The sequence below is a fragment of the Elusimicrobiaceae bacterium genome, from assembly GCA_017528825.1.
Taxonomy (GTDB): Bacteria; Elusimicrobiota; Elusimicrobia; order Elusimicrobiales; family Elusimicrobiaceae; genus Avelusimicrobium.
This window is the reverse complement of record JAFXOI010000009.1, coordinates 1-25342: the sequence shown is the minus strand read 5'-3', so window position 1 is coordinate 25342 and position 25342 is coordinate 1. Positions and strand designations below refer to the sequence as shown.

Annotated in this window: 13 protein-coding genes, 2 tRNA genes and 1 pseudogene; 13 read left to right on the top strand and 3 right to left on the bottom strand. The window is 45.6% G+C overall.

The window, feature by feature from the left end; all coding sequences use genetic code 11:
- The 5 genes from IKN49_02920 to IKN49_02900 all read left to right on the top strand — a co-directional run.
- The coding region (locus tag IKN49_02920; GenBank protein ID MBR3632001.1) for a hypothetical protein at positions 1-641 on the top strand (641 nt) is incomplete at its 5' end.
- A 314-nt stretch (positions 642-955) separates the two neighbouring features.
- The gene (locus tag IKN49_02915; GenBank protein MBR3632000.1) at positions 956-10114 is read left to right on the top strand and encodes an SDR family NAD(P)-dependent oxidoreductase; all 9159 of its coding nucleotides are present in this window, start codon (positions 956-958) and stop codon (positions 10112-10114) included.
- On the top strand, positions 10114-10818 hold the full coding sequence (locus IKN49_02910) for a 4'-phosphopantetheinyl transferase superfamily protein (GenBank protein MBR3631999.1): 705 nt from the start codon (positions 10114-10116) through the stop codon (positions 10816-10818). The genes IKN49_02915 and IKN49_02910 overlap by 1 nt, the downstream gene beginning before the upstream one ends.
- A 14-nt stretch (positions 10819-10832) precedes the next feature.
- Positions 10833-12437, top strand: a complete 1605-nt coding sequence (locus tag IKN49_02905) for an acyl-CoA carboxylase subunit beta (GenBank protein MBR3631998.1) — start codon at positions 10833-10835, stop codon at positions 12435-12437.
- A 280-nt stretch (positions 12438-12717) separates the two neighbouring features.
- Positions 12718-13794 (top strand): prepilin-type N-terminal cleavage/methylation domain-containing protein, encoded by a 1077-nt coding sequence (locus IKN49_02900; protein MBR3631997.1) that lies wholly within the window; start codon positions 12718-12720, stop codon positions 13792-13794.
- Between the two features lie 76 nt (positions 13795-13870).
- On the opposite strand, the gene IKN49_02895 is transcribed toward IKN49_02900, so the two are convergent.
- Together IKN49_02895 and IKN49_02890 are read right to left on the bottom strand one after the other, a co-directional pair.
- Positions 13871-16525 (bottom strand): 4-alpha-glucanotransferase, encoded by a 2655-nt coding sequence (locus IKN49_02895; GenBank protein MBR3631996.1) that lies wholly within the window; start codon positions 16523-16525, stop codon positions 13871-13873.
- Between the two features lie 9 nt (positions 16526-16534).
- Entirely contained in the window at positions 16535-17866 is a 1332-nt protein-coding gene (locus IKN49_02890) for an MFS transporter (GenBank protein ID MBR3631995.1), read from the bottom strand.
- Positions 17867-18011: 145 nt separating this feature from the next.
- Here IKN49_02890 and IKN49_02885 point away from each other — a divergent pair, with 145 nt between their 5' ends.
- The 5 genes and pseudogenes from IKN49_02885 to IKN49_02865 all read left to right on the top strand — a co-directional run bounded on the left by IKN49_02885 (position 18012) and on the right by IKN49_02865 (position 23522).
- Positions 18012-19124 (top strand): sigma-70 family RNA polymerase sigma factor, encoded by a 1113-nt coding sequence (locus IKN49_02885; protein MBR3631994.1) that lies wholly within the window; start codon positions 18012-18014, stop codon positions 19122-19124.
- 324 nt (positions 19125-19448) lie between these two features.
- Positions 19449-19553 (top strand): annotated as a pseudogene (locus IKN49_02880) (prepilin-type N-terminal cleavage/methylation domain-containing protein).
- Positions 19554-20633: 1080 nt separating this feature from the next.
- Complete coding sequence (locus tag IKN49_02875) at positions 20634-21011, top strand: Rid family detoxifying hydrolase (GenBank protein ID MBR3631993.1); 378 nt, start codon at positions 20634-20636, stop codon at positions 21009-21011.
- 5 nt (positions 21012-21016) lie between these two features.
- A complete protein-coding gene (malQ, locus tag IKN49_02870; GenBank protein MBR3631992.1) occupies positions 21017-22588 on the top strand; it encodes a 4-alpha-glucanotransferase in 1572 nt (523 codons plus the stop codon).
- A 1-nt stretch (position 22589) separates the two neighbouring features.
- Positions 22590-23522: an NTP transferase domain-containing protein gene (locus tag IKN49_02865; protein MBR3631991.1), complete on the top strand. Its 933-nt coding sequence runs from the start codon at positions 22590-22592 to the stop codon at positions 23520-23522.
- Between the two features lie 2 nt (positions 23523-23524).
- Here IKN49_02865 and IKN49_02860 read toward each other — a convergent pair whose 3' ends face one another.
- A complete protein-coding gene (locus IKN49_02860) occupies positions 23525-24052 on the bottom strand; it encodes a hypothetical protein (GenBank protein ID MBR3631990.1) in 528 nt (175 codons plus the stop codon).
- A 216-nt stretch (positions 24053-24268) separates the two neighbouring features.
- Here IKN49_02860 and IKN49_02855 point away from each other — a divergent pair.
- The 3 genes from IKN49_02855 to IKN49_02845 form a co-directional block, all read left to right on the top strand.
- Positions 24269-24340: transfer RNA gene (locus IKN49_02855), tRNA-Lys, on the top strand.
- A 9-nt stretch (positions 24341-24349) separates the two neighbouring features.
- Positions 24350-24421: transfer RNA gene (locus tag IKN49_02850), tRNA-Glu, on the top strand.
- A gap of 553 nt (positions 24422-24974) precedes the next feature.
- On the top strand, positions 24975-25342 hold a 368-nt coding region (locus tag IKN49_02845), incomplete at its 3' end, for a prepilin-type N-terminal cleavage/methylation domain-containing protein (GenBank protein MBR3631989.1).

The window sequence follows — 25342 nt, the reverse complement described above, 5'->3', positions numbered from 1 at the left end:
AGCGCGCAGAAAGACTTTGTGGGAAATTATTACTAGGACAATACTTAAAAAATACCGATGATGGATATACGAGATATTTGTTAGACCAATCGGTAGATAAAGCCACCTGTGGAGCGGCAACCGGAAGTTGGAGCAGTAGCAAAACAAAATGTTATAACACAACGGAAGAGCGTTGTGGAGCTCTCGGTATGCCAGTTATTTCGGGGGAAGACAAATGTGGATATAGGGGAAATTCTGGCGTAACGATTAAAAATGAAGGCGTGTGTGAAGGAACTGGCGCTGATTGTAGGAATCTAACAATTGAAAAAGGGGGACTCTGTATAGCAACAGGAGGAAATGCTTCTTATGGAAGTTGTGCTGCATCAAATAATGTTGCCGGAACAATTATTTGTGAAACAGATATTTATACATATTGCGGATGGGGTAATACGTATGATGGAGGCGTTTGCGTTGGAAATTCAGGAGGAAGTTGTTGGGCCGCTCCTTTTAAAAACGGCAGTATTTGTTATGGCAATCATCAACAGAATGACTGTCCACGCGGCGGATATGACGAGACATCTTGCTGTTGCGGTGCCTATTGTGGAAACGCTCCTAAATGTGCAGACCGCGGTATTACTTGTGACCCGCAGTACTTGAAATAAAATTTGAAGTTCATTTTTGCAAAAGCCCTTGTTTGTAAAAAAACGAGGGTTTTTTTGCTGTTTTTGGCATCAAACAATAAAATGGCGGTTTAATTTGTGGTTTTTAGGCGCCGTATGACGGGAAAAAAGCCTTTATTTTTGCATTTTTACCCAGTTAAAATCACATTTTGTTCTCAAAAATCCCAAAAACCTAATAATACTAATTAGATTTTGTCAAGTCTAATCTGACAAAAAGGCTTGCTTTTTGGTTTTGGCCTCGTCAAATTTCATATAATATACCTATGAGAGTTTTTACCAAAAACTCGGGAGATGATATGACACATAAAACCAAAGAGCCTATTGCCATTATTGGGATTGGCGCCATTATGCCGGGGGCACTCACCAAAGATGAGTTCTGGCAAAACATAGAGTCTGGTAAATATTGTATCACCGAAGTTCCTAAATCCTATTGGGACTACAACTTATACTACAGTCCCGACCATAAAGCCGAGGATAAACTTTATTCTAAAATTGGCGGTTTTATTCCGCAAACCTTCAAATTTGATTCCATTAAATATCGTATTCCGCCGCAAATTGCCAAGCAAATGGACCCGATCCAACACTTGGCTATTGAAACGACCCGCATGGCCTTAGAAGACAGCGGATACGATAAAAAAGAGTTTGACCGCAATCGCTGTGCCGTTATCGTGGGAAACTCTATGGGCGGTATGAAAAACGATAAATCTAATTTACGTTTGAACCGTCCGGTATACTATGAAATTTTGAAACACACCCCTACCTATCAATCATTATCTCCCGAAGCCGGTCAAAAACTCATTGATGAAATGGAAGCGGGCGTGCGTGAAAATTTCATGCCGGTTACCGAGGACTCTATGCCCGGTGAACTGGCCAACGTAATCGCCGGACGTATCGCCAATGTGTTTGATTTGCACGGTACCAACTTTACGGTGGATGCGGCGTGTGCCACTTCACTGGCCGCCGTGGACCAAGCAGTCAATGGCCTGCGCGAAGGTAATTTTGATATGGCTATTGTAGGCGGTGTAGATCAGATGATGGCCCCTGCCTCCTATATTAAATTTTGCAAAATCGGCGCCTTGTCGGAAAACGGTTCTTGTCCGTTTGATGCCAAAGCAGACGGCTTTGTCATGGCAGAAGGGGCCGGTACCGTTATCTTAAAACGCCTGTCTGATGCGGTGAAAGATGGGGACAGAGTGTATGCGGTTATCCGCGCAATCGGTGCTTCTTCCGACGGAAAAGGAAAAGGCATTACCGCCCCCAATCCCAAAGGGCAAAAAATTGCCGTTGAAAAGACTTTTGAACAAGTGGAATATGACCCGGGTGCGGTAGGTTTAATCGAAGCACATGGTACCAGTACCCGTGTGGGCGATGCGGTGGAACTCAATGCCTTGTATGATATTTTTGCCCCGTATGCCAAACCCGGTACCATTGGTTTGGGCAGTGTCAAAAGCCAAATCGGCCATGCCAAAGCGGCAGCGGGTATTGCCTCTTTAATTAAAACCTCGCTGGCTTTATATCACAAAGTATTGCCGCCGTCTGTAAATTTTGAAACGCCCAACCCGACGGTAGATTGGGCCACCAGTCCTTTCCGTGTTATTACCAAAGCCGAACCTTGGAACAGCGACAAAGTGCGCCGCGCCAATGTGTCTGCCTTTGGCTTTGGCGGGACGAACTTCCACGTGGCCATGGAAGAAATGAATGATGATTTACTTGCAAAAAATAAAGAAGTGAAAGAAAATAATACTCCCATTTCTACCCCTGTACAGGAGCAAACAAATATGAATAATACGTCTTACAATTTATTGGTTCCCGGAGAAAAAATTCAAGGTGATATGTTGGTTTTTTCCGCGCCGACCAAACAAGAGTTGTTTAGTGAGTTAGGCAAAGCCGTATTAGCTATTCAATACGATCCGACCTATTTGCCTAAAATAGCTTATCAAAATCATATTCAAAAACCGCAGCAATTTGCGTTAGCTATTAATGTGGAAACGCCGGAAAAATTGAAAGAAAAGATTGAGTATTTTATCAAAATCGCCAGCGGGCAAGACGTGTGGGCCCAAGAATCTTTGTACCTTAAAATGAAAGGTATTTATCCGTTTACTCCGTCTACCATTAAGCCGAAAGTTTGTTTCATGTTCCCGGGACAGGGCTCTCAGTATGTAGACATGATGAAAGATTTGGCCTCTAAGTACAAAGTGGTCATGGATACCTTTATGGAAGCCGACCACTACCTCATGAATATGATTGGGGAAACCTTGACCGAAACGTTGTGGAGCAAACCCGGTGAAACCAAAGAGCAAATTGTGGAGCGGGAAGCGGCTATTAAGAAAACAGAAATGACCCAGCCGGCTATGTTGACAGCAGATATCGCCATGATGCGTCTATTGTCCGAATTTGGCTTAAAACCAGACGTAGTCATGGGACATAGTTTAGGGGAATATGCCGCCGCGGTAGCTGCCGGTATTTTTGATTTTGAAAACGGTTTGAAAGCGGTTTGTACGCGCGGTAAAGTAATGTCTGAAATTAAAGTAGAAGATAACGGAAAAATGGCTTCTGTCGCTGCTCCGACAGAAGTAGTAGAGCCGGAACTTAAACGGGTCAGCGGTTATGTGGCTGTAGCCAATAAAAATTGCCCGACCCAAACAGTCATTGCCGGTGCCAGCAAATCTATCGACGATGCCATTAAAATGTTTACCGATATGGGCATTCAAGCGGTACAAATTCCAGTGTCCCATGCCTTCCACTCCGATATTATCAAACCGGCTATGCCGCAATACCGTGCTTTCTTAGATACTTTAACATTCCATTCTCCGAAAATGCCGATTACCACGAACGTGACGGCTGAGTTTTATCCTAACGATCCGGAAAAGATTAAAGATTTAATGGTAACGCAAATTGCGCATTCCGTGGAATGGATTAAACAACTCAAAACTACCTATGAATCCGGCGTTCGTTTATTTGTCGAATGTGGCCCGAAACGGGTGCTCTCTGCCTTAGCGGCCAACACATTGTCCGATAAGAAAGATATTAAAGTCTTGGCTTCTAATCATCCCAAAAAAGGCGGAATCGTAGAGTTTAACGATTTGTTTGCTAATTTAACTTCTTCCGGTATCTTTATTGACTGGAAGGGCACCAATATCGCCGGTAATAATTCAACCTACAACCCGGCTTTTGTCAAATGGGTAGATGCCTCTGCCGTAGTAGCTGGTCAAGAAACACCTGCAGCTGCCGCTCCCGCCGAGGCGCCGGTTTCTACGCAAGGAGTTTGTGAGAATATGCATAAAAATGTCGTAATCAGCGGTATAGCCGCAGGCGGACCGGGCAGTTGGGATCGGGTTTTCCGCGATGGCGTATTAGACGAAATTTTATCCGGTCGCAACATGATTGAGCCCGTATCTTCGGATATTCAACAAAAGCAAATTGATAAACACGTTGAATTTGTTGTCAAATCCCAGGACGGTAACCATCGTTTTGAACGTTTGACATCTGCCAGTCAAGCTATTAAACTGTATGCCAAAAGCGGTGCATTTGATTTGGAAAAAGAATTTGGTCTTCCTGCTAAATGGGTGCGTTCTATGGACCGCAGTTTCCAACTGGCCATTGCGGCGGGAATGCTGGCTTTGAAAGATGCCGGAATTCCACTGGTGCTATACTATAAACCTACCTCTACGGGCGGTTATTTACCGGATCGTTGGGGTCTGCCGGCGGAAATGATTGATGACACCGGAGTCATCTTTACCTCTGCTTTCCCGGTAGCCAACAGTATGATGGGGGATTTAACCAAACGGGTCACCGGACTGCTCAATAATAAAACAGCCAAAGAAGTGCGGGCTTTCTGTGACACTTTTATTGCCCAAATTTCCGATCCTGCCTTAAAAGCGGAAATTGAAACATGGTATAACAATACCTTCAAAGATAAAGAAATTGAACCGCAGGCTTTCACTTCTGAATTTATTTTGAAAACCATTATTATTGCACACTGCCATTTCTGTCAATGGATCCGCGCACGCGGGCCTGCTTTGGCGATGAGCTCTGCTTGCGCTTCTACTGCACAAGCGGTGGCACTGGCCCAAGATTGGATAAAGCTGGGTCGCTGTAAACGTGTCATTGTAATTGGTGCAGATGATATTACCAATGATAATGTATCCGAATGGATTTTAACCGCTTTCCTCGCCTCCGGAGCGGCTACCACCGAAGGAGATGTTACTAAAGCTGCTTTGCCGTTTGACCGCCGCCGCAATGGTATGATCGTGGGAATGGGAGCGGTATCTTTGGTAGTAGAAGATGAAACCGAAGTGGCCAAACGCGGTATGAAGCCGCTGGCCAAATTATTATCGACTGAAATTGCAAACAGCGGTTTCCATGTGACTCGTTTAGACGTCGGACACGTAGCGCAAGTGATGAACCGTTTGGTGGCTACTGCTGAAAAAGAATATGGCCTAAATCGTAGTGATATTGCCAAACAATTAGTTTTCATTTCTCATGAAACCTATACGCCGGCACGTGGCGGTTCTGCCAGCGCAGAAGCATATGCTTTGAAATCTACCTTCGGGGCAGATGTCAGCTCGGTGATTGTCAGCAATACCAAAGGATTTACCGGTCACTCTATGGGCGCCGGACTAGAAGATGTGATTGCGGTACGCTGTCTAAATACAGGGTTGGTGCCGCCGATTGCCAACTTCAAAGAAGCCGATCCGGAATTGGAAGGTATTACCTTGAGTAAAGGCGGTCATTATAATTTCAAATATGCATTGCGCTTGGCCGCCGGATTTGGCTCTCAATTAGGCATGACGCTACTGGAAAAGGAGTGGAATGCGGGAGAGCCGCGTATCTGTGATGCCGCCAAAAATACGGCGTGGCTCAAAGAAATTTCCGGCCAACAGAATCCGGTCTTGGAAGTAGTGCAAAACACCTTACGCATCAAAGATAATTATCAGCATGGTGTAAAACCCTCTTTAGTGATGGAAGGTTCACAAGCCTTTGTAGATAAAGTAAATAAAGTACAACCGAAAGCTACGCCGGTGGCGCAACAACCTGTTGCTCCTGCTCCTGTAGCTCCAGTTGCTCAGCCTGCACCGGCACCCGTTGCTCCGGTAGCGGCCCCTGCTTCTGCACCGAAGGCCACATTGCCCAGCTTAGCCGAAGCCGATGTACAAAAAGATATTTTGGCTATTGTGTCTGAGAAAACGGGCTATCCGGAAGATATGCTTGACTTAGATTTGGATATGGAAGCCGATTTGGGTATTGATACCGTCAAGCAAGCTGAATTATTTGCGATTATGCGTGAGAAATATCAGATTGCCCGTCAAGAAGGAGTGCAACTGAAAGATTATCCGACCATTCGCTCTATCATTCAATATGCTATGAAAAATGCCGGCACGGAAGGGGCGGCAGTTTCTGCTCCTGCTCCTGTAGCGCCGGTTGCTCAGCCTGCGCCGGCACCCGTTGCTCCGATAGCGGCCCCTGCTCCTGCACCGAAGGCCGCATTACCCAGCTTAGCCGAAGCCGATGTACAAAAAGATATTTTGGCTATTGTGTCTGAGAAAACAGGTTATCCGGAAGATATGCTTGACTTAGATTTGGATATGGAGGCAGATTTGGGTATTGATACCGTCAAGCAAGCTGAATTATTTGCGATTATGCGTGAGAAATATCAGATTGCACGTCAAGAAGGGGTGCAACTGAAAGATTATCCGACTATTCGCTCTATCATTCAATATGCTATGAAAAATGCCGGCACGGAAGGGGCTTCTGCTCCTGCTCCGGCGGTTGCTCCGGTCGCAACGCCTGCACCGGTGTCTCCGGTTGCTCAGCCTGCACCGGTAGCACCAGTTGCTCAGCCTGCACCGGCGCCCGTTGCTCCGGTAGCGGCTCCTGCTCCTGCACCGACGGCCGCCAAAGCTGTGAAAAATTTAGATGAAGCTACGGCTACGAAAGAGATTATAGCGATTGTGGCAGAGAAAACGGGCTATCCGGAAGATATGCTTGACCTAGATTTGGATATGGAAGCCGATTTGGGTATTGATACCGTCAAGCAAGCTGAATTGTTTGCGATTATGCGTGAGAAATATCAGATTGCACGTCAAGAAGGGGTGCAACTGAAAGATTATCCGACCATTCGCTCCATTATCAAATATGCGATGGCTAATGTCGGTACGGAAGGAGCGGCAGTTTCTGCTCCTGCTCCGGCGGTTGCTCCTGTTGCCACGCCTGCACCGGTTGCGCAACCGGCTCCTGCTCCTGTAACACCTGCGGTACAAACTACCGTAGCTCCGACAGTTCAACCTGCGCCGGTAGTTGCTGCTAAAGTCGTGGGAAATGTAGATGAAGCCACGGTTACCAAAGAAATTGTAGCGATGGTGGCGGAAAAGACGGGCTATCCGGAAGATATGCTCGACTTAGATTTGGATATGGAAGCGGATTTGGGCATTGACACCGTTAAACAAGCGGAATTGTTTGCCGCCATGCGCGAACATTATGGCATTGTCCAGCAAGAAGGCATTCAATTGAAAGATTACCCGACCATTCGCCACTGTATCAAGTTTGCTTTAGCTCACGTTGGGCAATCCGCCCAACCCGCTCCTGCGGCAGTGGCCCAACCCGCTCCTGCGGTAGAGGAACAACCTACTCCGGCGGTCACTCCTATTGCAACGCCTGCACCGGTTGCACAACCGGTACCCGTAGAAACAGCGCAGACAGGCTTGCCCACTATCAAAGTGGCCACTTTGCAAGAAGCTGTGCCAGCTGCCGATAAAGTAAGCAAACCTTCTGATGCGATGTTAACTACTAACCCGACGGGTGAAATTGCCAAAAATACCTCTTTGGCAGAACGTCCGGAACGGGAAGGCTACGCCGGGGAACATTGCCATGAAAAGAAATTGCGCCATGTAACGGTGGTGGCACCGGCACCGCTAACGGAAAGAGAAGAACGTCGCTTATCTAAGGACCGCACGGTACTCATTTTTGCCGATAATTCTCAACTCATTAAAGCCTATCAAGAGGAATTTAAAGAGTTAGGGGTCAAGACTCATGTGTTTACGACCTTGAAAACCCGTAGCAAAAATACGACCATTGTCAATTGGGAATCTTATGAAGAAACAGAAGCGGCATTGAAAGAATATGCCGTCGAAGATCCCAATATCCAAGGTATCGTGTACTTGTTAGGGGCCAACGTAAAGAAATTTGATAAGAAAGCCAGCCCGCACGACGGATTAACCAAATATGTCATGCCTTTATTTATTGCCTTGCGTGTATTTGAAAAAGGTATGACAAACCGCACCGATGCGGATACTTTCTTTGCTGTTAACACCAAAATTGACGGTACTTTTGGTTACACTACTGCCGAAGAGTTTAACCCAATTGCGGGTGCTCTAACGGGTGGAACCACTTGTTTCCGTAAAGATGTATATGAACGCACCGGGGCGATTGCCAAACTATTAGATTTTGAGCCAACCACTACTCCGGATGATATGGCGCAACGCACCATGGACGAAGTATTGCATGGTGATATGCGTTTAATGATTGGCACCCGTGGCGGAGAACGCAGTACAATTTTATCCGTACCGGTACGTTTGAACCGCAGTCAAAAACATTTTGATTTGACGGGCAAAACGATTATCTTTACCGGTTCGGGCCGCGGTATCGGCGCGATGCTTAGCCAAAAAATTGCCGCTCAGTATCACAGCAAGATTATTGTATTGGATATCATTGAAATCCAAGAGAAAACACCGCTGTGGGCTTCTATGAACGAAGCTGAACTGGCCGCACTTAAGAAACAAATGTGGGAAGAGCTGAAAGCCGACACCACGCAAAAAGCCACGCCGGTATTGTTAGAACGGGCTTTTGGACGGGTAAAAGATTCTATTACCTTGTATAAGAACTTGCAGAAATTGCGTGACTTGGGAAGCGAGGTGGAGTATTACCACTGTGACGTGCTCAACAGTTCCATGGTTAAAGAGGTTTGCACCAAAATCAAAGCCAAAAATGGCCGCGTGGACGGGCTCATCCACTTTGCCGGTTTGGAACGCTCTAAACTGATTTACGACAAAGATCCGGCTGAATACTACCGCATCTTTGACGTCAAGGCCACCAGTTTTGCCAGCTTCTTGGCTAATAACATTGTTAAAGACGGCGGTATGTTTGCTTTTGCTTCTTCTATTGCCGGTAAATACGGCAACTTAGGACAAAGTGACTATGCTTCTGCCAATGACTATTTGGCCAAATCTGCCTTTAGCTTGAGCAATCAAGGATACCGCGCCGTAGCCATTGCCATGAGTGCTTACAAAAATGTAGGCATGGGCGTGCGTGCCGGTGTGGAAACGTTCTTGCGCTCGAACGGGGTGGACTTTGTAGACCCTGAAGACGGTATGCAAATTTTCTTAGATGAAATTGTGTACGGTACCGTTCCTGAAATCATTCTTACAGGTTCTTTGGGCCGCTTGGATTGGGATCATCAACTTCGTCAAGATATGGACGAAATTGTATCCGAAGAGATTGCAAACAAACCAGAAGAAAGCAACCACGGCCAAGGCGGTATGGGCGGAAACGGCGGTTCTACTACTGCCGAAGTAGCCGCTCCGAAAGCCACGTTGCCCGATCCGAAAGAGGCCAATCATTTCTTGGGCACCATTGCTTCTCAAACCGCCCAAGAAATTCATACGGGGAAAGAATTTAATTTAGAGTCTGACCCTTATTTGGCAGATCACGCCATTGAAGGTACTCCGTATGTCCCGGGCGTTATGGGACTGGAAACCTTTATGGAAACCGCTACCGCTTTGAGTGGGAAAGTGCCGCAAGGGCTGAAAAATGTGCATTTTTATTTACCCATTAAATTATTGCGCAACCGGCCGCAAGCTGTGCGCATAATCGGAAAAAATGAAAACGGACAAATTTCCATGGAAATTGAGTCGGATTTCATTAACAGCAAAGGTATTAAGATGGGTAACACACGCCGTCATTTTACGGCCAATGCACTGGAAAGCGGTTTTGTATCTACTTGGAACGATGTGAAAAATCTAATCCAATTAAATCCGTCTGCCGCTCCGCAAATTACCAAGGAAGAAATTTATAAAAAATACTTCCACGGACCCAGCTTCCAAGTCTTGGGCGGTATTTTGAAAGCAGACCAAGAAAGCTCTTTAGCCGTGTATAACACCACGCCGGCTCCGCAATGGAAGGACGGAGAAAAAGTGTTATTGGCTAACCCGATGTTGATTGAAGCGGCTTTCCAATGCTGCGGTTTCCGTGATATGGCTATCGACAATAAAATGACTTTGCCGGATGCTATTAGCGAAGTGGCCGTATTTAAGCGGGATATTCCACCGGCTAAACTGTATTTATATGGCCGCTTTAAGGGCGTAACCGCTGACGGTAAGAGCCTGCATGATGCCTATGTATTTGACGAAAAAGGCACACTGTGGGTGGAATTGCACGGATACCAAGCCATCGGACAATAATGGATTATAAAACGCAGTTTATTGAAATCAAACACCTGCCTCCGGCAGACTCTTTTCTCTGCGCTTCTGAAAGTGCCTATTTGCAGACACTGAAAGCGGAAAAACGGAAAGGGGACTGGCTCGGAGGCCGGTTTGCGTTAAAGGTATTATTGGCGCGGGAAAGCGGTTTGTTGCCTGTGTGCAGTTGCTCGACGTGGCAAGAGATGTCAAGTGCCGCGCTGGCGGTCTTAAAAAATATCGATGTTGTCAAATTGCCCAGCGGAGCGCCGCAGGTATTTATAGGGGCGGTGCCGGATGCCCGTAGCGTGAGCATTACTCACTCTAACGGATGGGCGATAGCGGCGGTGTCAGCCCCACATACATTTTTAGGTATTGATTTGGAAAAAGTAGAACCGCGTATGCAGGCGTGGGCGGAAGATTTTTTCACGCCGCAAGAGCGCGAACCTATGACGCCGGAGCATTTGACCGAACTATGGACCAAGAAAGAGGCGGTTGTCAAATTATTGGGCCGTGGCTTGTCTCTAAATACCCGAGAAATCAGTTTCGAGGGGGGAAAACTACAGTTAGCGGGGACCGCTTTGCAGGCATGGCACGTCTTACAACAACCTGCCATACAACTGATTTCTAAACCGTTTGAAACAGATTTTATCTTTACAGTAGCCTATGCCACTGCCCCACAGGCAGAGAAGTTTAGTAAAATATAAGAAAGGGAGGTTCTATGAGCGAATTATTTGATAATCCCGGAGAGGATAAGAAGTCAGATCGTCCGGCTCCAAAGAGTTTAGTAAAATTTCGTCAAATTTACCAAGATGCCTTAGCAGGCGCCGGCGAAGAAAAGAACAAAGCCCAGCGCGCCAAGGGTAAATTTACCGCGCGTGAACGTATTTCCTATTTATTAGACAAAGACAGTTTTTTTGAAATTAAAAGTTTAGTGGAAAGTAACTGTCACGATTTCGGCGTGGCTGATAAGCATATTAAAGGTGACGGCGTTATCACGGGTTTTGGCCGCATTAACGGCCGGCCGGTGGCTATTTTTGCCCAAGATTTCCCGCAACTAGGGGGTTCCTTGGGTTATGCTCACGCTAAAAAAATCGCCGACATTATGGACAAAGCCCTAGAGGCCAAAATTCCGGTCATCGGACTTTTGGATAGCGGCGGTGCCCGTATCCAAGAAGGCGTGGAAAGTTTGAACGGTTACGGAGAAATTTTCTGGCGTAACGTAAAAGCATCGGGCAAAATTCCGCAAATTTCTGTCATTTTAGGCCCTTGTGCCGGCGGGGCGGCTTATTCCCCTGCCTTGACGGATTTTATCTTTATGGTAGAAGGCATTAGCCATATGTTTATTACCGGCCCCAGTGCCGTCAAAGCCGCTACCGGAGAAGAAATAGATATTGATACGTTGGGCGGCAGCAAACCGCATAGCGAAAAAAGCGGCGTGTGCCAATTCGTGGCCAAATCGGAGCAGGACTGTTTCCGTCAGGTGCGCGAACTGCTGAGCTTCTTGCCGCAAAATAATGAGGAATTGGCCCTGTCCGATACCACGACCGATGTGGCAGAGCGCCGCGTGGATGTGCTGGAACGCGTGTGCGAAATGGACCCCAAAAAGGCCTTCCGCATTCATCACGTGATTTGGCGGCTGGCGGATAATTTTGGATTTTTTGAAATTCACCAAAACTTTGCTAAAAACGTGGTAACCGGTTTTATCCGCTTAGGCGGAGAAGTGGTGGGCGTAGTGGCTAATAACCCTGCCCATTTAGGCGGTGCGTTGGATAGTGACGCCAGTGACAAAGCCGCGCGCTTTATCCGCTTCTTAAATGCTTTTAATATTCCTATTTTGACCCTCGTAGATACCGGCGGTTATCTGCCCGGTGTGGCACAGGAACATGGCGGCATTATCCGCCACGGGGCCAAACTGCTCTATGCCTATGCAGAAGCAACCGTGCCGAAAGTAACCCTCGTCCTGCGTAAAGCGTATGGCGGGGCGTATATTGCCATGGGGTCTAAATTTTTGCGCGGAGATATGAATTTTGCTTTTCCCAGCGCGGAAATTGCCGTAATGGGGCCGCGCGGTGCGGTGGAAATTTTGTACTCGCGGGATTTGAAAAAAGAAACCGACGAAGCCAAAAAAGAAGAAATGAAGCAAAAGATGACGCAGGAATATTCCGACAAATTTGCTTCGCCTTATCAGGCGGCGCGCAATGGATCTATTGATGAAATTATTGAGCCGGCAGAAGCGCGTGCCAAGCTGATTGGAGCGTTCCGTATTCTGAAGAGCAAACGCGACCCGAAAAAGCACGAAAATACGGGTAATATCCCGCTGTAAGGAGGATTTGTAGTAAGCGCCGAAAGGCGTAATAAAAAATCTAATCTGTTTTTGGAACTGTATGAAGAATACAGACTGCCTAATAAGGCACGCAACCAGTCCAAGAACAGCCGTTTTAGGCACAAGGCAAGAGGACTAATTACCCTTTTGTTTTGTGCCGAGTGTTTGCCACCCCTTTGGAGTGGCAAACCACGGTTGTTATATATTGGGCGGCTGGTTGCGGCTCATATATAACGGCCGTTTTTGTTTATATGAGCCCGAGAAATTAGTAGGAGTTTATATGAACAAAGCATTTACACTAGTAGAATTACTAGTAGTCGTACTGATTATCGGAGTTTTATCAGCCATTGCTATCCCCATGTATCAAGGGGCAGTAGATAAAAGCCATTGGAGTACCATGCTTCCCGGAGCTAAAGCGATTAAAGATGCGGAAGAAGCCATTAAAATGACCAATGGCGCATATACCGATGAAATGGCTAATTTGGATGTTACTATGAATAATGCAGATTTAACCTTTGCCTTAGTAACGCCTAATAATACGGCCGACCCCAATGTAATACGGGTTACGAATAGTAAACTAGCCAATGTACGGTTAGCCAGTTATTTAGATGATAACCCGAAATTTGCGGGGCAGTTACATTGTGAAGCCAAAACAGGAGATGAACGCGCCGAAAGGCTGTGCGGAAAATTACTTATGGGGCAAGAATTGACAAGTGCGGACGGTTACACAGGCTATTTATTGGACCAAGCCGTAGATGAATCTACCTGTCAAACTGCAAATCGTTCTTGGAGTAGCAGTCAAACAAAATGTTATAAAGATACGGCCACGCGTTGTCAGGCCCTCGGTATGAATGATATATCTGGAACAGCCAATATGACCGACCAGTGTGGATATACTAATGAATTAAATCGTAAAGAAATAGGAGAAGAAGGGATTTGCTACGCGAATAGTAAGTGGGGGTGTTTTAAATCTACTGTAACAGAAGGCGGCATATGTATAGGTGAGGGGAGTGACCTGGAGCAGTGCGGAGAGTCTATTCTAAATGGAGGCACTTGTATAGCTAAAGGTTGGAATTGTACCGGGGTAGACATCAATGAAGGAGGTCTCTGTAAGGCTATCGGATTGGGGGGATGTTCTGCGAATTGGGAGAAGAGAACCGTAATTAATAACGGTGGAGTTTGTGAAGTAGATGTTTCCAATGGCGCGTATGGTTGTACTAGTGTAATAGTAAATGATGGGGGTAAATGTATTGCCCCTAACGGACCAACAGCATGGGGTTATAGCTGTACAGGCACTTATAACGGAACAGGGTGTTGTGAGGGAGCCGGGTGTCCTCCTTATGCCCCAAAATGCTAATATAAACACCCCGCTCAATTGAGCGGGGTGTTTTTGTAAGACTGTTTTTGTGCAAGACTATTTTATTCTTGTCTTTTTATCTTACACTTTCTTGTATCATTGCTTTAAGTTTTTCATTAAAGGCGGTTTTCTGCATTAATTCTTCTACCGTGATTTGCATGCGGTAGCGCCAATAATGCCGCGGATTAGCCGGCACATTAATACGCTCGGCATCCGGGTCCGGTGCGCGTAGGTCCTCATCCATAGACGTCATATCCTGCCAACCAATCATACATAACATGGACGGGCTTTGCAGGTGCAAACGCAAAATCTGCTCGCACGCATCCGCCGGTAAATCGGCCGGAGCTTCGCCTTCCCGCCCTAACACCTCTTTCCAAAACCGCGCTGACATTTCCGGATTTTCTTTCCACCAGCCGCGCAGTACGGACATATCATGCGTAGAAGGCGTAGCCACCGACAAATACGGATAGTTTTTCGTATTTGCGAAAGTTTCGCCCAAGCGTTTTGGCATGCGCTGAATTTCCAGACTTAACATTTGCAATTGTTCCATTACTTCCGGTACGCAATGGGGAATCATTCCCAAGTCTTCTGCGCAACAGAGCATAGCCGTAGATTGCGTTAGCGCCGGCAATTTTTTAAGTGCTTGCTCTTTCCAAAAATGATCTTGGCGATGATAAAAATAATCGTTATACAATTGCGTATAGGCCGCTTGTTGGTCTGCCGGTAAGGCCCGGAAGGCAGACGTGCCCAGCGCGCTAATACGCGGATGATATAACTGCTCATTGTGATCATCGGTTACAAACAGCACATTGGCGCATAGGGCATACAGACCGTCGCGCACATACAAGGCACGGGCATCTAAGTTCTCTCCAAAAGCATGCTGGATTTTGCGTTGCGTATTGTAATCTTCGCGCAATTGGAAACAATTATTTTCGGCGGGAATTAAATACGTATTTTCTACGGTGCGGGCCTCGTCCCCAAATAATTCCTCCAGCACTTCGTGCGAAATATACGGTTGCGTATATTCCGGACGGAACGTGAACCCGCTAAAAGCCATTTCCCGAGGGCTCAGCGGTAAAGCAGGGGAGAATTGCCCTAATAATCCTTGTACCGCATGCATGGGAATTTGCCAAATGCGGAAAAATCCCAACACATGGTCGATGCGGTACGCATCAAAATAGCGTGTCATGTGCGTAAAACGCCGCCGCCACCACGTGTAATTATCCAGAGCCATTTCATCCCAGTTGTAGGTAGGAAATCCCCAATTTTGTCCGGTGATGGAAAAATCGTCCGGTGGGGCACCTGCTTGAGCATTGAGCTGAAACATTTTCGGTTCAGCCCAAGCATCGGCACTATGCGGGGAAACCCCGATAGGAATATCTCCTTTCAGTCCTATTCCTTTTTCGCGTGCATAGCGGTGAGCTTCCAGCAATTGCTGGTGTAATACAAATTGCACATAAAAGTAGAAATAGGCTTTTTTACGCTGCTCTGAGTCGTGCGCGTAGAAAGAGAAGAGGTTTTGCTCGGAAAATTTTGAATAATTCGGCCAAGTGTGCCAATCCGGTGTTTGAAATTGGTCGCGTAACGTAGAAAACATAGCATAAGCCGGTAACCAATGAGAATTATCATTCCAAAATTCCCGGAAAGCCGCCGACGCAAAAACCGCCGCTGAATTCTGCGCATAAGCGGCCTGTAAGCGTTCGTTTTTCAGTTGCGTAACAGCTTCATAATCCAGTTGCGGCAAGGCATTGAGTTTTTTGCGACGCTCTTCAAAAGATTTTTCTTGTTCGGCCGGCAACTTCGGTAAAGCGGATATGTCCACATACATAGGATGAAAGGCATATACGCTAACGCTATTATAAGGATAGGAATCTTGCCAAGTACCGGTGAGACTGGTATCATTGACAGGCAAAATCTGAATCATTTTTTGCCCGGTGGCCGCGGCCCAATCTACCAATGTTTTCAAAGAGCCGAAATCGCCCACGCCCCAATCTTTTTCTGTACGAATGGAGAATACCGGCAACACAACACCGGCTCGGCGTACTTGCGGCAAATCAAAGCGAGGATATAGTCCACTATATACAATGGTTTCACCGGCAGCAGGGAGTGAGCCTTGCAAGGTGCGGTTACCGTCTTTTTCCCACCAAATTTGGCTATCTTCTTTAACGATAAATTTATAATCCATCGGCAAAGTAAGCTGATCAGCCGGCAGATAGACTGCCCACTCATTAATACCAATGCAGTGCATCGGTAAGGCTTTTTGAGGATCCCATTGCCCCAGTAAGTCCGAAGCACCACACACAAACGGTTTTTGGCCTTTCTGCAGACCGGGTATGTAAGCACGCACCATAATGGTGGCAGTAAATTCGGAGATAAATGTCGCCGTAGTTTGCGGAGCCAGAGCCGTGCTGTATAGCCAAGACTGAGGGGGTAAATCCCGCCAAAAATCGTACAGATAATACGCACTACGTGCCGTATGAAACGGTTGAATGCGGGGGGATACTTTCCACTCTTGTCGCAGAGGCCGGCCATCCTGTAATACTTGGTAGTAATACATGAAGTGGCCGTCCTGATTCGGATAAAAATCCAAAACTCCTTGCCAGTGGGCTTGATCCGTGCTGGTCAGGTCTAAGGTTTGGGAAGTCCATTGTCCTTCTTTGGAAAGCCAAACTACGACCTGTAGTGTTTGCCCGGGATCGGTTTCATAAGGTAAATGAAAATGAATTTTCATAGAAATTCCTTATGCTTTTTTAGGTAACGTAGTATCTTGTACCCAGAACGTAAAAGCGGCCGCTACCAACAAGCTTACACCACCCAAGCCTACTGCGGCAATGGAGCTGCCGTTTAATAAGTGTTTCATAATAGGGCCGAAGAACAGGTTCACACAGATTTGCGGGATAACGATAAAGAAGTTAAACACACCCATGTAAAAACCCATTTTTTCTGCTGGTAAACTGTTAGAAAGCAGGGCATACGGCATAGAGAGTAAACTGCTCCACGCAATACCGATACATACCATCGGGAAAATGAGGCCCATTTTGCTAAAGGTCACACCAAAGAGGGTCAACCCTAACGAGCCTAAACCGATAGCACCAATTGTCAAACACACGATGTGAATATACTTGGCAGAGAACTTGGTTGTTAACCACAACAGCGCAAAAGAGAAGGCAAAGGCCACGCCATTGTAAATACCAAAGCAGGAACTACCCCAGTTAGCTGCTTCTTCAAAGGCCGCAGAACCCGGTGCCGCATGAAATACCGCCGAGGCAATACCGGGGGTAAAGTAGACCCACATAATCATAAAAGCTGCCCAAGTGAAAAATTGTACGACCGCCAAGCGGCGCATAGTAGAAGGCATAGTCGTAAAAGCATTCCACATTTCCGATAAAGTTTTGGTAATGCTACCGCGTTGAGCTTGCAGTTTTTTGAAAGCTTCCATATCTTGCGGCGGATATTCCGGAGTAGATTTGACCGTCATCAATACGGCGGTAAATAATACCACTGCGCCGATATAGAAGGAGTATTTTACGGTATTGGGAATGTGTCCTAAAGGAGCTTCGGTGCTGACTCCTAAAGAAGTTAAAATCTGCGGTAAGAAAGAAGCGATAACGGCGCCTGCGCCAATCATTACACTTTGCATGGCATAACCGGTTTTGCGTTGTTGTTCCGGCAAAATATCACCCACGAAGGCGCGGAACGGTTCCATACTTACGTTTACAGAAGTATCTAACACCCACAAAGCAATAACCGCCATCCAAATGGCAGATGCTTGCGGCATTAAAAATAAGGCAAACATAGAAAAAATAGCACCGACCAAAAAATACGGGCGGCGCCGACCTAATTTACACCAAGTACGATCACTAAAATATCCCACCAACGGTTGTACCAGTAAACCCGTTACAGGTGCCGCAAGCCACAAAAGCGGAATTTGATCTTCACTGGCTCCCAGACGAGAATAGATAGCACTCATATTTCCCATTTGCAGAGCCCAACCAAACTGAATGCCGAAAAATCCCAAACACATCAGCATGATTTGTTTAAAACTTTTTTCTTCCAAAGACTGTCCTTGCATGTTTCCTCCATGATAGTAGAATATATAAGACCTGCAGATATTTTCATTATAACATCATTTTGCATAATATGTGCAAGTATTTTTAGGCACAAAAATTGGTATGATATAAAAAACGATTTTATTTTACAGCAATTGTGGAATGCACATGGAAAACGGATCAGTAGATAGTTTGAATGAGTATTTTAAGCATTTAGAAAAAATCACGCGCGAAATCAAACGTGAGGAGATGTCTGCTTTGTGGAAGCGGGTGCGCAAAGGAGATAAGACGGCCAAAAGCAGAATCATGGAATTGAATTTGCGTTTGGTGGTACCGACGGCGAAACGTTTTCAGCGCAGTAACATTGATCTCATGGATTTAATAGAGGAAGGAAATCTGGGGCTTATGCAGGCCATAGATAAATTTGAACCGTCCAAGGGGTATCGTTTTTCCACCTATGCTGTATATTGGATAGAGCAATTTATCCGCAAGTATATTGAAGAACAATCCGGCTCTATTAAAATTCCTTCTCATGCGTGGGGAAATTTGAAACGTTGGTTTAAGGCGTGGAACACCTTAAAAGAAGAAAACGGACGTGACCCTTCCTTAACGGAAATGGCCAAAGAGTTGGATTTAAGTGCTCGCCAAGTAAAAGCGATTATGGATACGCTCAGCGCCGCTACCGGCGTAGATTCACTGGCCTCACTGGTGGGAGAAGAAAACGAAATGACATTGGAAGATGTCCTGAGCGACGACGGAAAAGGAAATCCGCATGATGTGTTTTTGCGTTCCGAGAATGTAAGCGTATTGCAACAAAGTTTAATGAGTTTATCAGATAGGGACCGTGAGATTGTTACGTTACGTTTTGGCCTGCTGGATAATGAACCTAAAACTTTAGGAGAAGTGGCCGAAAAGCTAGGGCTGTCACGGGAACGGGTGCGCCAGTTGGAAGAACGCGCCGTACAACAACTACGCAAAGATGCTCACAAAGCCGGATTGTTAGAATATGCACATCAAGATCTCCGGCCCCAAAAATTACACGCCGGTGTCTCTCGCAAACAAAAAAGAAACATTTTGGGAGAAGTGATTGATAATGCACCGCTGAACCGTTTTCTACGACGCAAAATTAGTGAAAAACAGAAAGTGGTGCGTGGAAAGAAATCTTCTAAAACAATAAAAAATACATCGCGAAAAAAGGTAGCCGGCAACAAATCGGTCAAAAAAGTAACGAAGAAAGCAGTTACTAAAAAGCCGACCAAAAAAGCAGCCAAAAAGAAATAATTTAATATCGACACAAAACTCCGCTCATTTGAGCGGGGTTTCTTTTTGCCTCTGCTTTGTTGTTTATTTTTTGGCCGTTTTCTCGTCAATCCCACCCGTCGTCATTCCCGAAACTCTCCCGATGTCATCCCCGAAATTTGTAATCGGGAATCTCCTCCTTTTTGGTCATTTTCTCGTCGAGAAATAAAAAAGGCTTGACTCGTTTTTTTTTTTTGCTACCATTTTTTATGACGCTGAAGTGTTTGTTACACTTTTGCCGTTTACGTTGGTTTTAGCGGTGTTTTTGCGCCGTTAAAAGATACTTTATTTTTGCAAGGAGACATTATGAAAAAAGGTTTTACCCTAATTGAATTATTAGTAGTTGTATTGATTATCGGGGTACTTTCAGCCATTGCTATCCCCATGTATCAAGGAGCGGTGGATAAAAGTCATTGGAGCACGATGCTCCCGGGAGCCAAAGCCATTAAAGACGCGGAAGAAGCCATTAAAATGAGCAATGGCGCTTATACAGATAATATGGCTAATTTGGACGTTACCATGAATAATAGTGATTTAACCTTTGCTTTAGTTATGCCGAATAATACCGCCGACCCGAATGTCATCCGCGTTACCAACAGTAAACTTGCTAATGTACGCTTAGCCAGTTATTTAGATGACAACCCGAAATTTGCCGGGCAACTGCATTGTGAGGCCAAAACAGGAGATGAGCGCGCAGAAAGGTTGTGCGGCAAACTGCTGAACGGACAAGATTTAACTTCCGCAGACGGCTACACCGGATACTTGTTAGACCAAGATATTACCAAAGAAATTTGTGGCAATGCCTCACGTTCCTGGAGTAGCAGTAAAACGAAATGTTATAAAAGTGATACGGAACGTTGTACCGCTTTAGGAAATATGGGAGTATTGAGTGAAGGCCAATGCGGATTTGCAAATGGTTCAAGTCGTGTAGTGGAAGCAGAAGGAGTCTGTGTTTCTACAGAAAATACTTTTGGTAACGCCAGTTGTAATAATTCTGTAATTAAAAAAGGAGGAGAATGTCGTACCTCTCCGAACAAAGTAGGTTGTGTTTATCTTACGGTAGAAGAAGGGGGAAGCTGTATCAGCTACGGAGACGATACTTGTTCTCGTTCTACTTATAAAGGGGGAACAGCTATGTGCAACGGTGCTGGCTACTGCGGTTTGTGGAGTACGTTTGATGGAGGAATATGTGTAGGAAATGGAATTAGAAATTGTGTTGGGTCTACGTTTAAAAATGGGGCTGTTTGTTATGCCAATGCGACGGGGGCTTGCGGAATTTACACAAGTGATGCACCTGGTATGAATTATCAAGATACCGCATGTTGTTGTGGGGCTTATTGTCCAAGTACTGCTCCCCAATGTGCCCCTAGTCGTTGTGATCCGAAATATATGAAATAAAATTCTCTTTTTCCAAAACCCCGTTTGACAGGCTCAGACGGGGTTTTATACTATATAAAAAACAGGGGTTGGTCCCTTACAGGAGAACAATTTATGAAAAAAATTATCAATTCCCCACAAGCACCTAAAGCGATTGGTCCTTATTCGCAAGCGACGGGAGAAAGCGGTTTCGTCTTCACGTCCGGCGTATTGCCTATGGACCCGGTAACCGGTGAAATTTTTGGCGGAGATGTCAAAAGTCAAACCGAACTGGTGCTAAAAAATTTAGAAAGTATTTTGAAAGCAGCAGGTATGCAGCTTAAACACGTATTGAAAACAACAGTGTATATGACGGATTTAACGTCCTTTGCAGAAATGAATGAAGTGTATGAATCGTTCTTTAAGGAAAATCCGCCCGCCAGCACCACCGTGCAAGTGGCGGCTTTGCCTAAAGGAAGTAGCGTTACTATAGAAGCGGTGGCATATAAATAAAACCTATGAGTCTGCACGAAGAATTATTAAACAGGTGTACTAGCGGTATTTTATTGCCAGTCTCTGCCATGAAAACAGAGCGTGACTGGGGCGTGGGAGATTTCTCGTCCTTATGTGAATGGATCAAATTTTTCGGAGGACTGGGAACAAAAATTATTCAAATTCTTCCTCTGCAAGAAACGGCCCCCGGACAAAACTGTCCCTATTCTGCCTTGAGTGCTTTTGCCATTGATCCGGTGTATATTGATGTGTCGTGCGTGCGGGAAGTGCAACTTTCGGCTCGTGCCCAAGAAACTTTGCAAAATTTACAGGGCGATATTGTGGCGTGGCGTTTATCTCATAAAGCGCCATTCAAAGCGGTAAAGGAAGCGAAACTAAAAGTATTGTGGCAGGCCTATCAATTTTTCTTGGAAAACGATTTTCGTCAAGACACGCCGCAGGCTCACGCTTTCGAGGCGTATTGTTCCACCAATAAAAAATGGTTGCGCGGCTATAGTATTTTCCGTGCCCTCAAGGAATTTTATCACTGGCAAACATGGAAAGAATGGCCGGCTGAGTTGCGTGATTTTCAGCCGCAGGCCGTGGCGGCGTTTGAACATCAATACCGCGAGTATGTGTACTTCTTTACCTATTTACAATGGCAGGCCGATTTGCAACTACGCGCGGCGAAAATAACGGCTGAGCAAGCCGGTATCTGCTTGTTTGGAGATATCCCGTTCGGCACGAATTTAGATAGTGCCGAAGTGTGGAGCGAGCGCGAAAATTTCCATTTGGATTTGAGTGTCGGCGCTCCGCCGGACCAGTTTTCCCAAAAGGGCCAATGCTGGGGTCTTCCGGCGTATAACTGGAACTATATTCAAGCACATAATTTTGATTTGTGGCGGCGCAAAATCCAACGCGCGGTGCAATTGTATGATGTGTTCCGCTTGGATCATTTAGTAGGTTTTTTCCGCACATACGTTTTTGGCATCAATGACGAAAAGGGCCATTTCGATATCACGGACGAACAAGCACAAATAGACCGCGGTTATGCATTCTTGAAAATGGTCTTAGAAAGCGCCAACGGTGCCATGCCGGTGGGGGAAGATTTGGGCGTGATTCCTAATTATGTGCGTAGGATGCTCGTGGATTTGAAAATACCGGGCTATAAAGTATTGCGTTGGGAGCGTGAGGATAACGGATATTATCGCGAGCCGCGTAATTACCCGGTCGTATCTTTAGCCACCACCTCTACCCACGATACAGAAACCCTGCGCGGTTGGTGGGAAACCGAAAATCAATGGGAACGTGCACACATTTGGGAAATGATTTCCGCCCAGAAAACGGACGGGAATGTGCCGTTTACATTAGAAGTGCAACGAACGATTTTACATCGGGTACTAACTAGTGCCAGTGCATTAACATTGTTTTCTTGGCAGGATATTATCGGCACCTTAGACCGAATTAATGTGCCCGGTACGGTGGGCGATGAAAATTGGACCTACCGCAGTGCCTATACTCCGCAAGAAGCCGCGCAAGTGTACGGCCCGCAATTGCAGATGTATCGGGAATTATTAAAAGAAACCGGACGGAGCTGACATGAACCACTATACCGCTATTATTCCTGCGGCCGGAAAAGGTGTGCGCCTGCTACCTTATACCGAGCATTGCCCGAAAACGATGCTCAGTGTGGCCGGCAAGCCTATTATTGCCCATATTTTGGCCCAACTGGAAGAATGCGGAATTAAACGAGTGGTATTTATCGTCGGCTATCAAAAAGAAAGTTTGATTGAATTTGTCCACTCTCATTATCCGCACTTGGATGTGGTGTTTATTGAGCAACAAGAACAGAAGGGTCTGGGGCATGCGGTATATTTAGCCAAACAAGCCGTGCAAGGACCGTGCTTGATTGTTTTGGGCGATACTATCATTGACGGAGATTTGGCGCCGTTGGTGCAAGGGAACATCAACGGAGTCGGAGTAAAAATGGTGGAGGATCCGCATCGCTTCGGCGTGGTGGAACTGGATGATCACAAAATCGTTGGCTTTGAAGAAAAACCGGAACATCCGAAAAGTAATTTGGCTTTAATTGGTGCTTATTCCTTTTTAGACAGTGCCGTTTTGTTTGAGAGTTTGGAAGAAGTTATTGCCTCGGGTAAAACGGTCAAAAACGAAATCCAATTAACGGATGCTTTAGAAAATCTGCTCGAAAAAGGGCTCTCTATTCAACCGATAGTAATGAATGATTGGTTTGATTGCGGCACGTTAGACAGTATGCTATATGCCAACCATGCTTTACTGGACAGAATGCATTCTGAAAAAGTTCAAATCTCGTCATCGACGCGAATTATTGAACCGTGTTGGATTGATCCTTCCGCGGTGGTGGAAGATTGCGTGCTCGGGCCCTATGTGTCGGTGGGGGAAAAAGCGGTTGTGCGGCGCTGCCAGTTGCAAGATACCATCATTTCGCCAAACACAAAATTACAAGATAAACACGGCACTCATTTTATCTTCGATCCTTACAATAACTAATCTTATTTATTAGCAGGTGTTTCAACGAGTGCTGTTACAGTGTCCGTGGATACTTGCGTAGTATTTTCCGTAGTAGAAGCAGGCGCGGATTCTTCCGGAATAACCGGCGGAAAAAGTTCGTCCGCGCGTTGTTGCGTGCGCAACTTGGCCGCGGCATATTCACTGGCCGTGCGTGAAAATTTGGCAGTTGTACGGCTACCAATACTGTTTTTGGCAATCTCCGCTTCGTACATTGCTTTTTTCAATTGAAAATCTTGCAAGGTTAGAAATAAAGAAATTTGGTTAAACAAAGCATCTCTTTCTTCATTGACCACAACCGGGCAAGCCTCTAAGGCCTGCGTTAATTGAGAAAGCGCCTGCTGAGCATTTTCTTCGGTAGCTTGAGACAAAGCGGGGTTGGTGCTGTCCAAATCCGGCACTGAAACGGCGGCTGCGATAGTGGCTCTGTGATCGGGAACATAAAAATTTCCTACCAACATGCCGGCGGTAAATACTAAAGCTAAAGTAAAAAAGTATAAAACGTATCTCATATATAAACATTCTAGCAAAATACAGATACTGCGGAAAAAGAGATTTTTTCCGTTGAAAAATGGCAGTGGCAGACAAAGAGGCTAAAAAATTGCTATAATAAATATACAAGATTTGTGAGAAAAAAATAAAAGCTTTTCTTACTAACAAAAATTTGATATACTATATGTGTTGCGGGTCTTTACCCCTTCTTCAAATTCTTTGATCTTTCGATTTTCGCGCTCGTAGCTCAGTGGTAGAGCATCCGCCTTTTAAGCGGGGGGCCGTGAGTTCAAGTCTCACCGGGCGCACTTTTTAATGCCCTCTTCGTCTATCGGTTAGGACGTCGGATTTTCAATCCGAAAAGAGGAGTTCGATTCTCCTAGAGGGCGTTCTTTCTAAAATATACCCGTTCTGCAAAAGAACGGGTTTTTTATGCTTCATTTTCAAATGTACCTATCCTGAAATTCCACACACGTCATCTCTCAGCGTCATTTACCACCTCTCATCCCGCAAGGTTGTAATGCGGAATATGGTTGTTTCGCAACAACGTTATACCCCGCATAAAAACTCTGCGGAGTGACGCGAGGGGGGACAATTAAATAATATCATCCCCGAAATTTATAAACGGTATTTGTTGTTATAAATCGGCCTTGAAGCGTAGTAAAAAAGAGTCTGCAAAAGGGGTAGTCTGTTTGATATGTATGAGCAAAGTGAGTTTATCAAACAGCCGTTTGCAGATTCTTTTTTGCTTATTGGCCGAGCGTCTTTTTGGATACTTTTTCTTCGGAAAGAAAAAGTATTAAAAAAAAGCTTGACCCGTTTTTTTTTTTTGCTACGATTTTCTTATGTGCTGAAGTGTTGAAGACACTTTTGCCGTTTACGTTGTTTCTAGCCGTGTTTTTGAAGGAAAAAACAGTTGTTTATTTTTAGTTGGGAGGAATTATGAAAAGAGGTTTTACCCTAATTGAATTATTAGTAGTCGTATTAATTATCGGAGTGCTGTCAGCGATTGCTATCCCCATGTATCAAGGAGCGGTGGATAAAAGCCGCTGGAGCACTTTACTGACCCCGGCCAAAGCATTACAAACCGCCCAAACGGCCGCCTATATGGAAAACGGTGCGTACGCAGATGATACCAGTGCTTTAGTTTTGTCTTTGCCCGGAGAAGCGCAAGATAATAAATATATTATGCCGGATGCCGAGTATAATATAGATACCAAAACGGCCAGTCAAAGTACCATTACCGGACAATTAGATACCCTGCCGAATGTAAGACTTTCTATGGCACTTAAAAACCCGGACAGTTATTT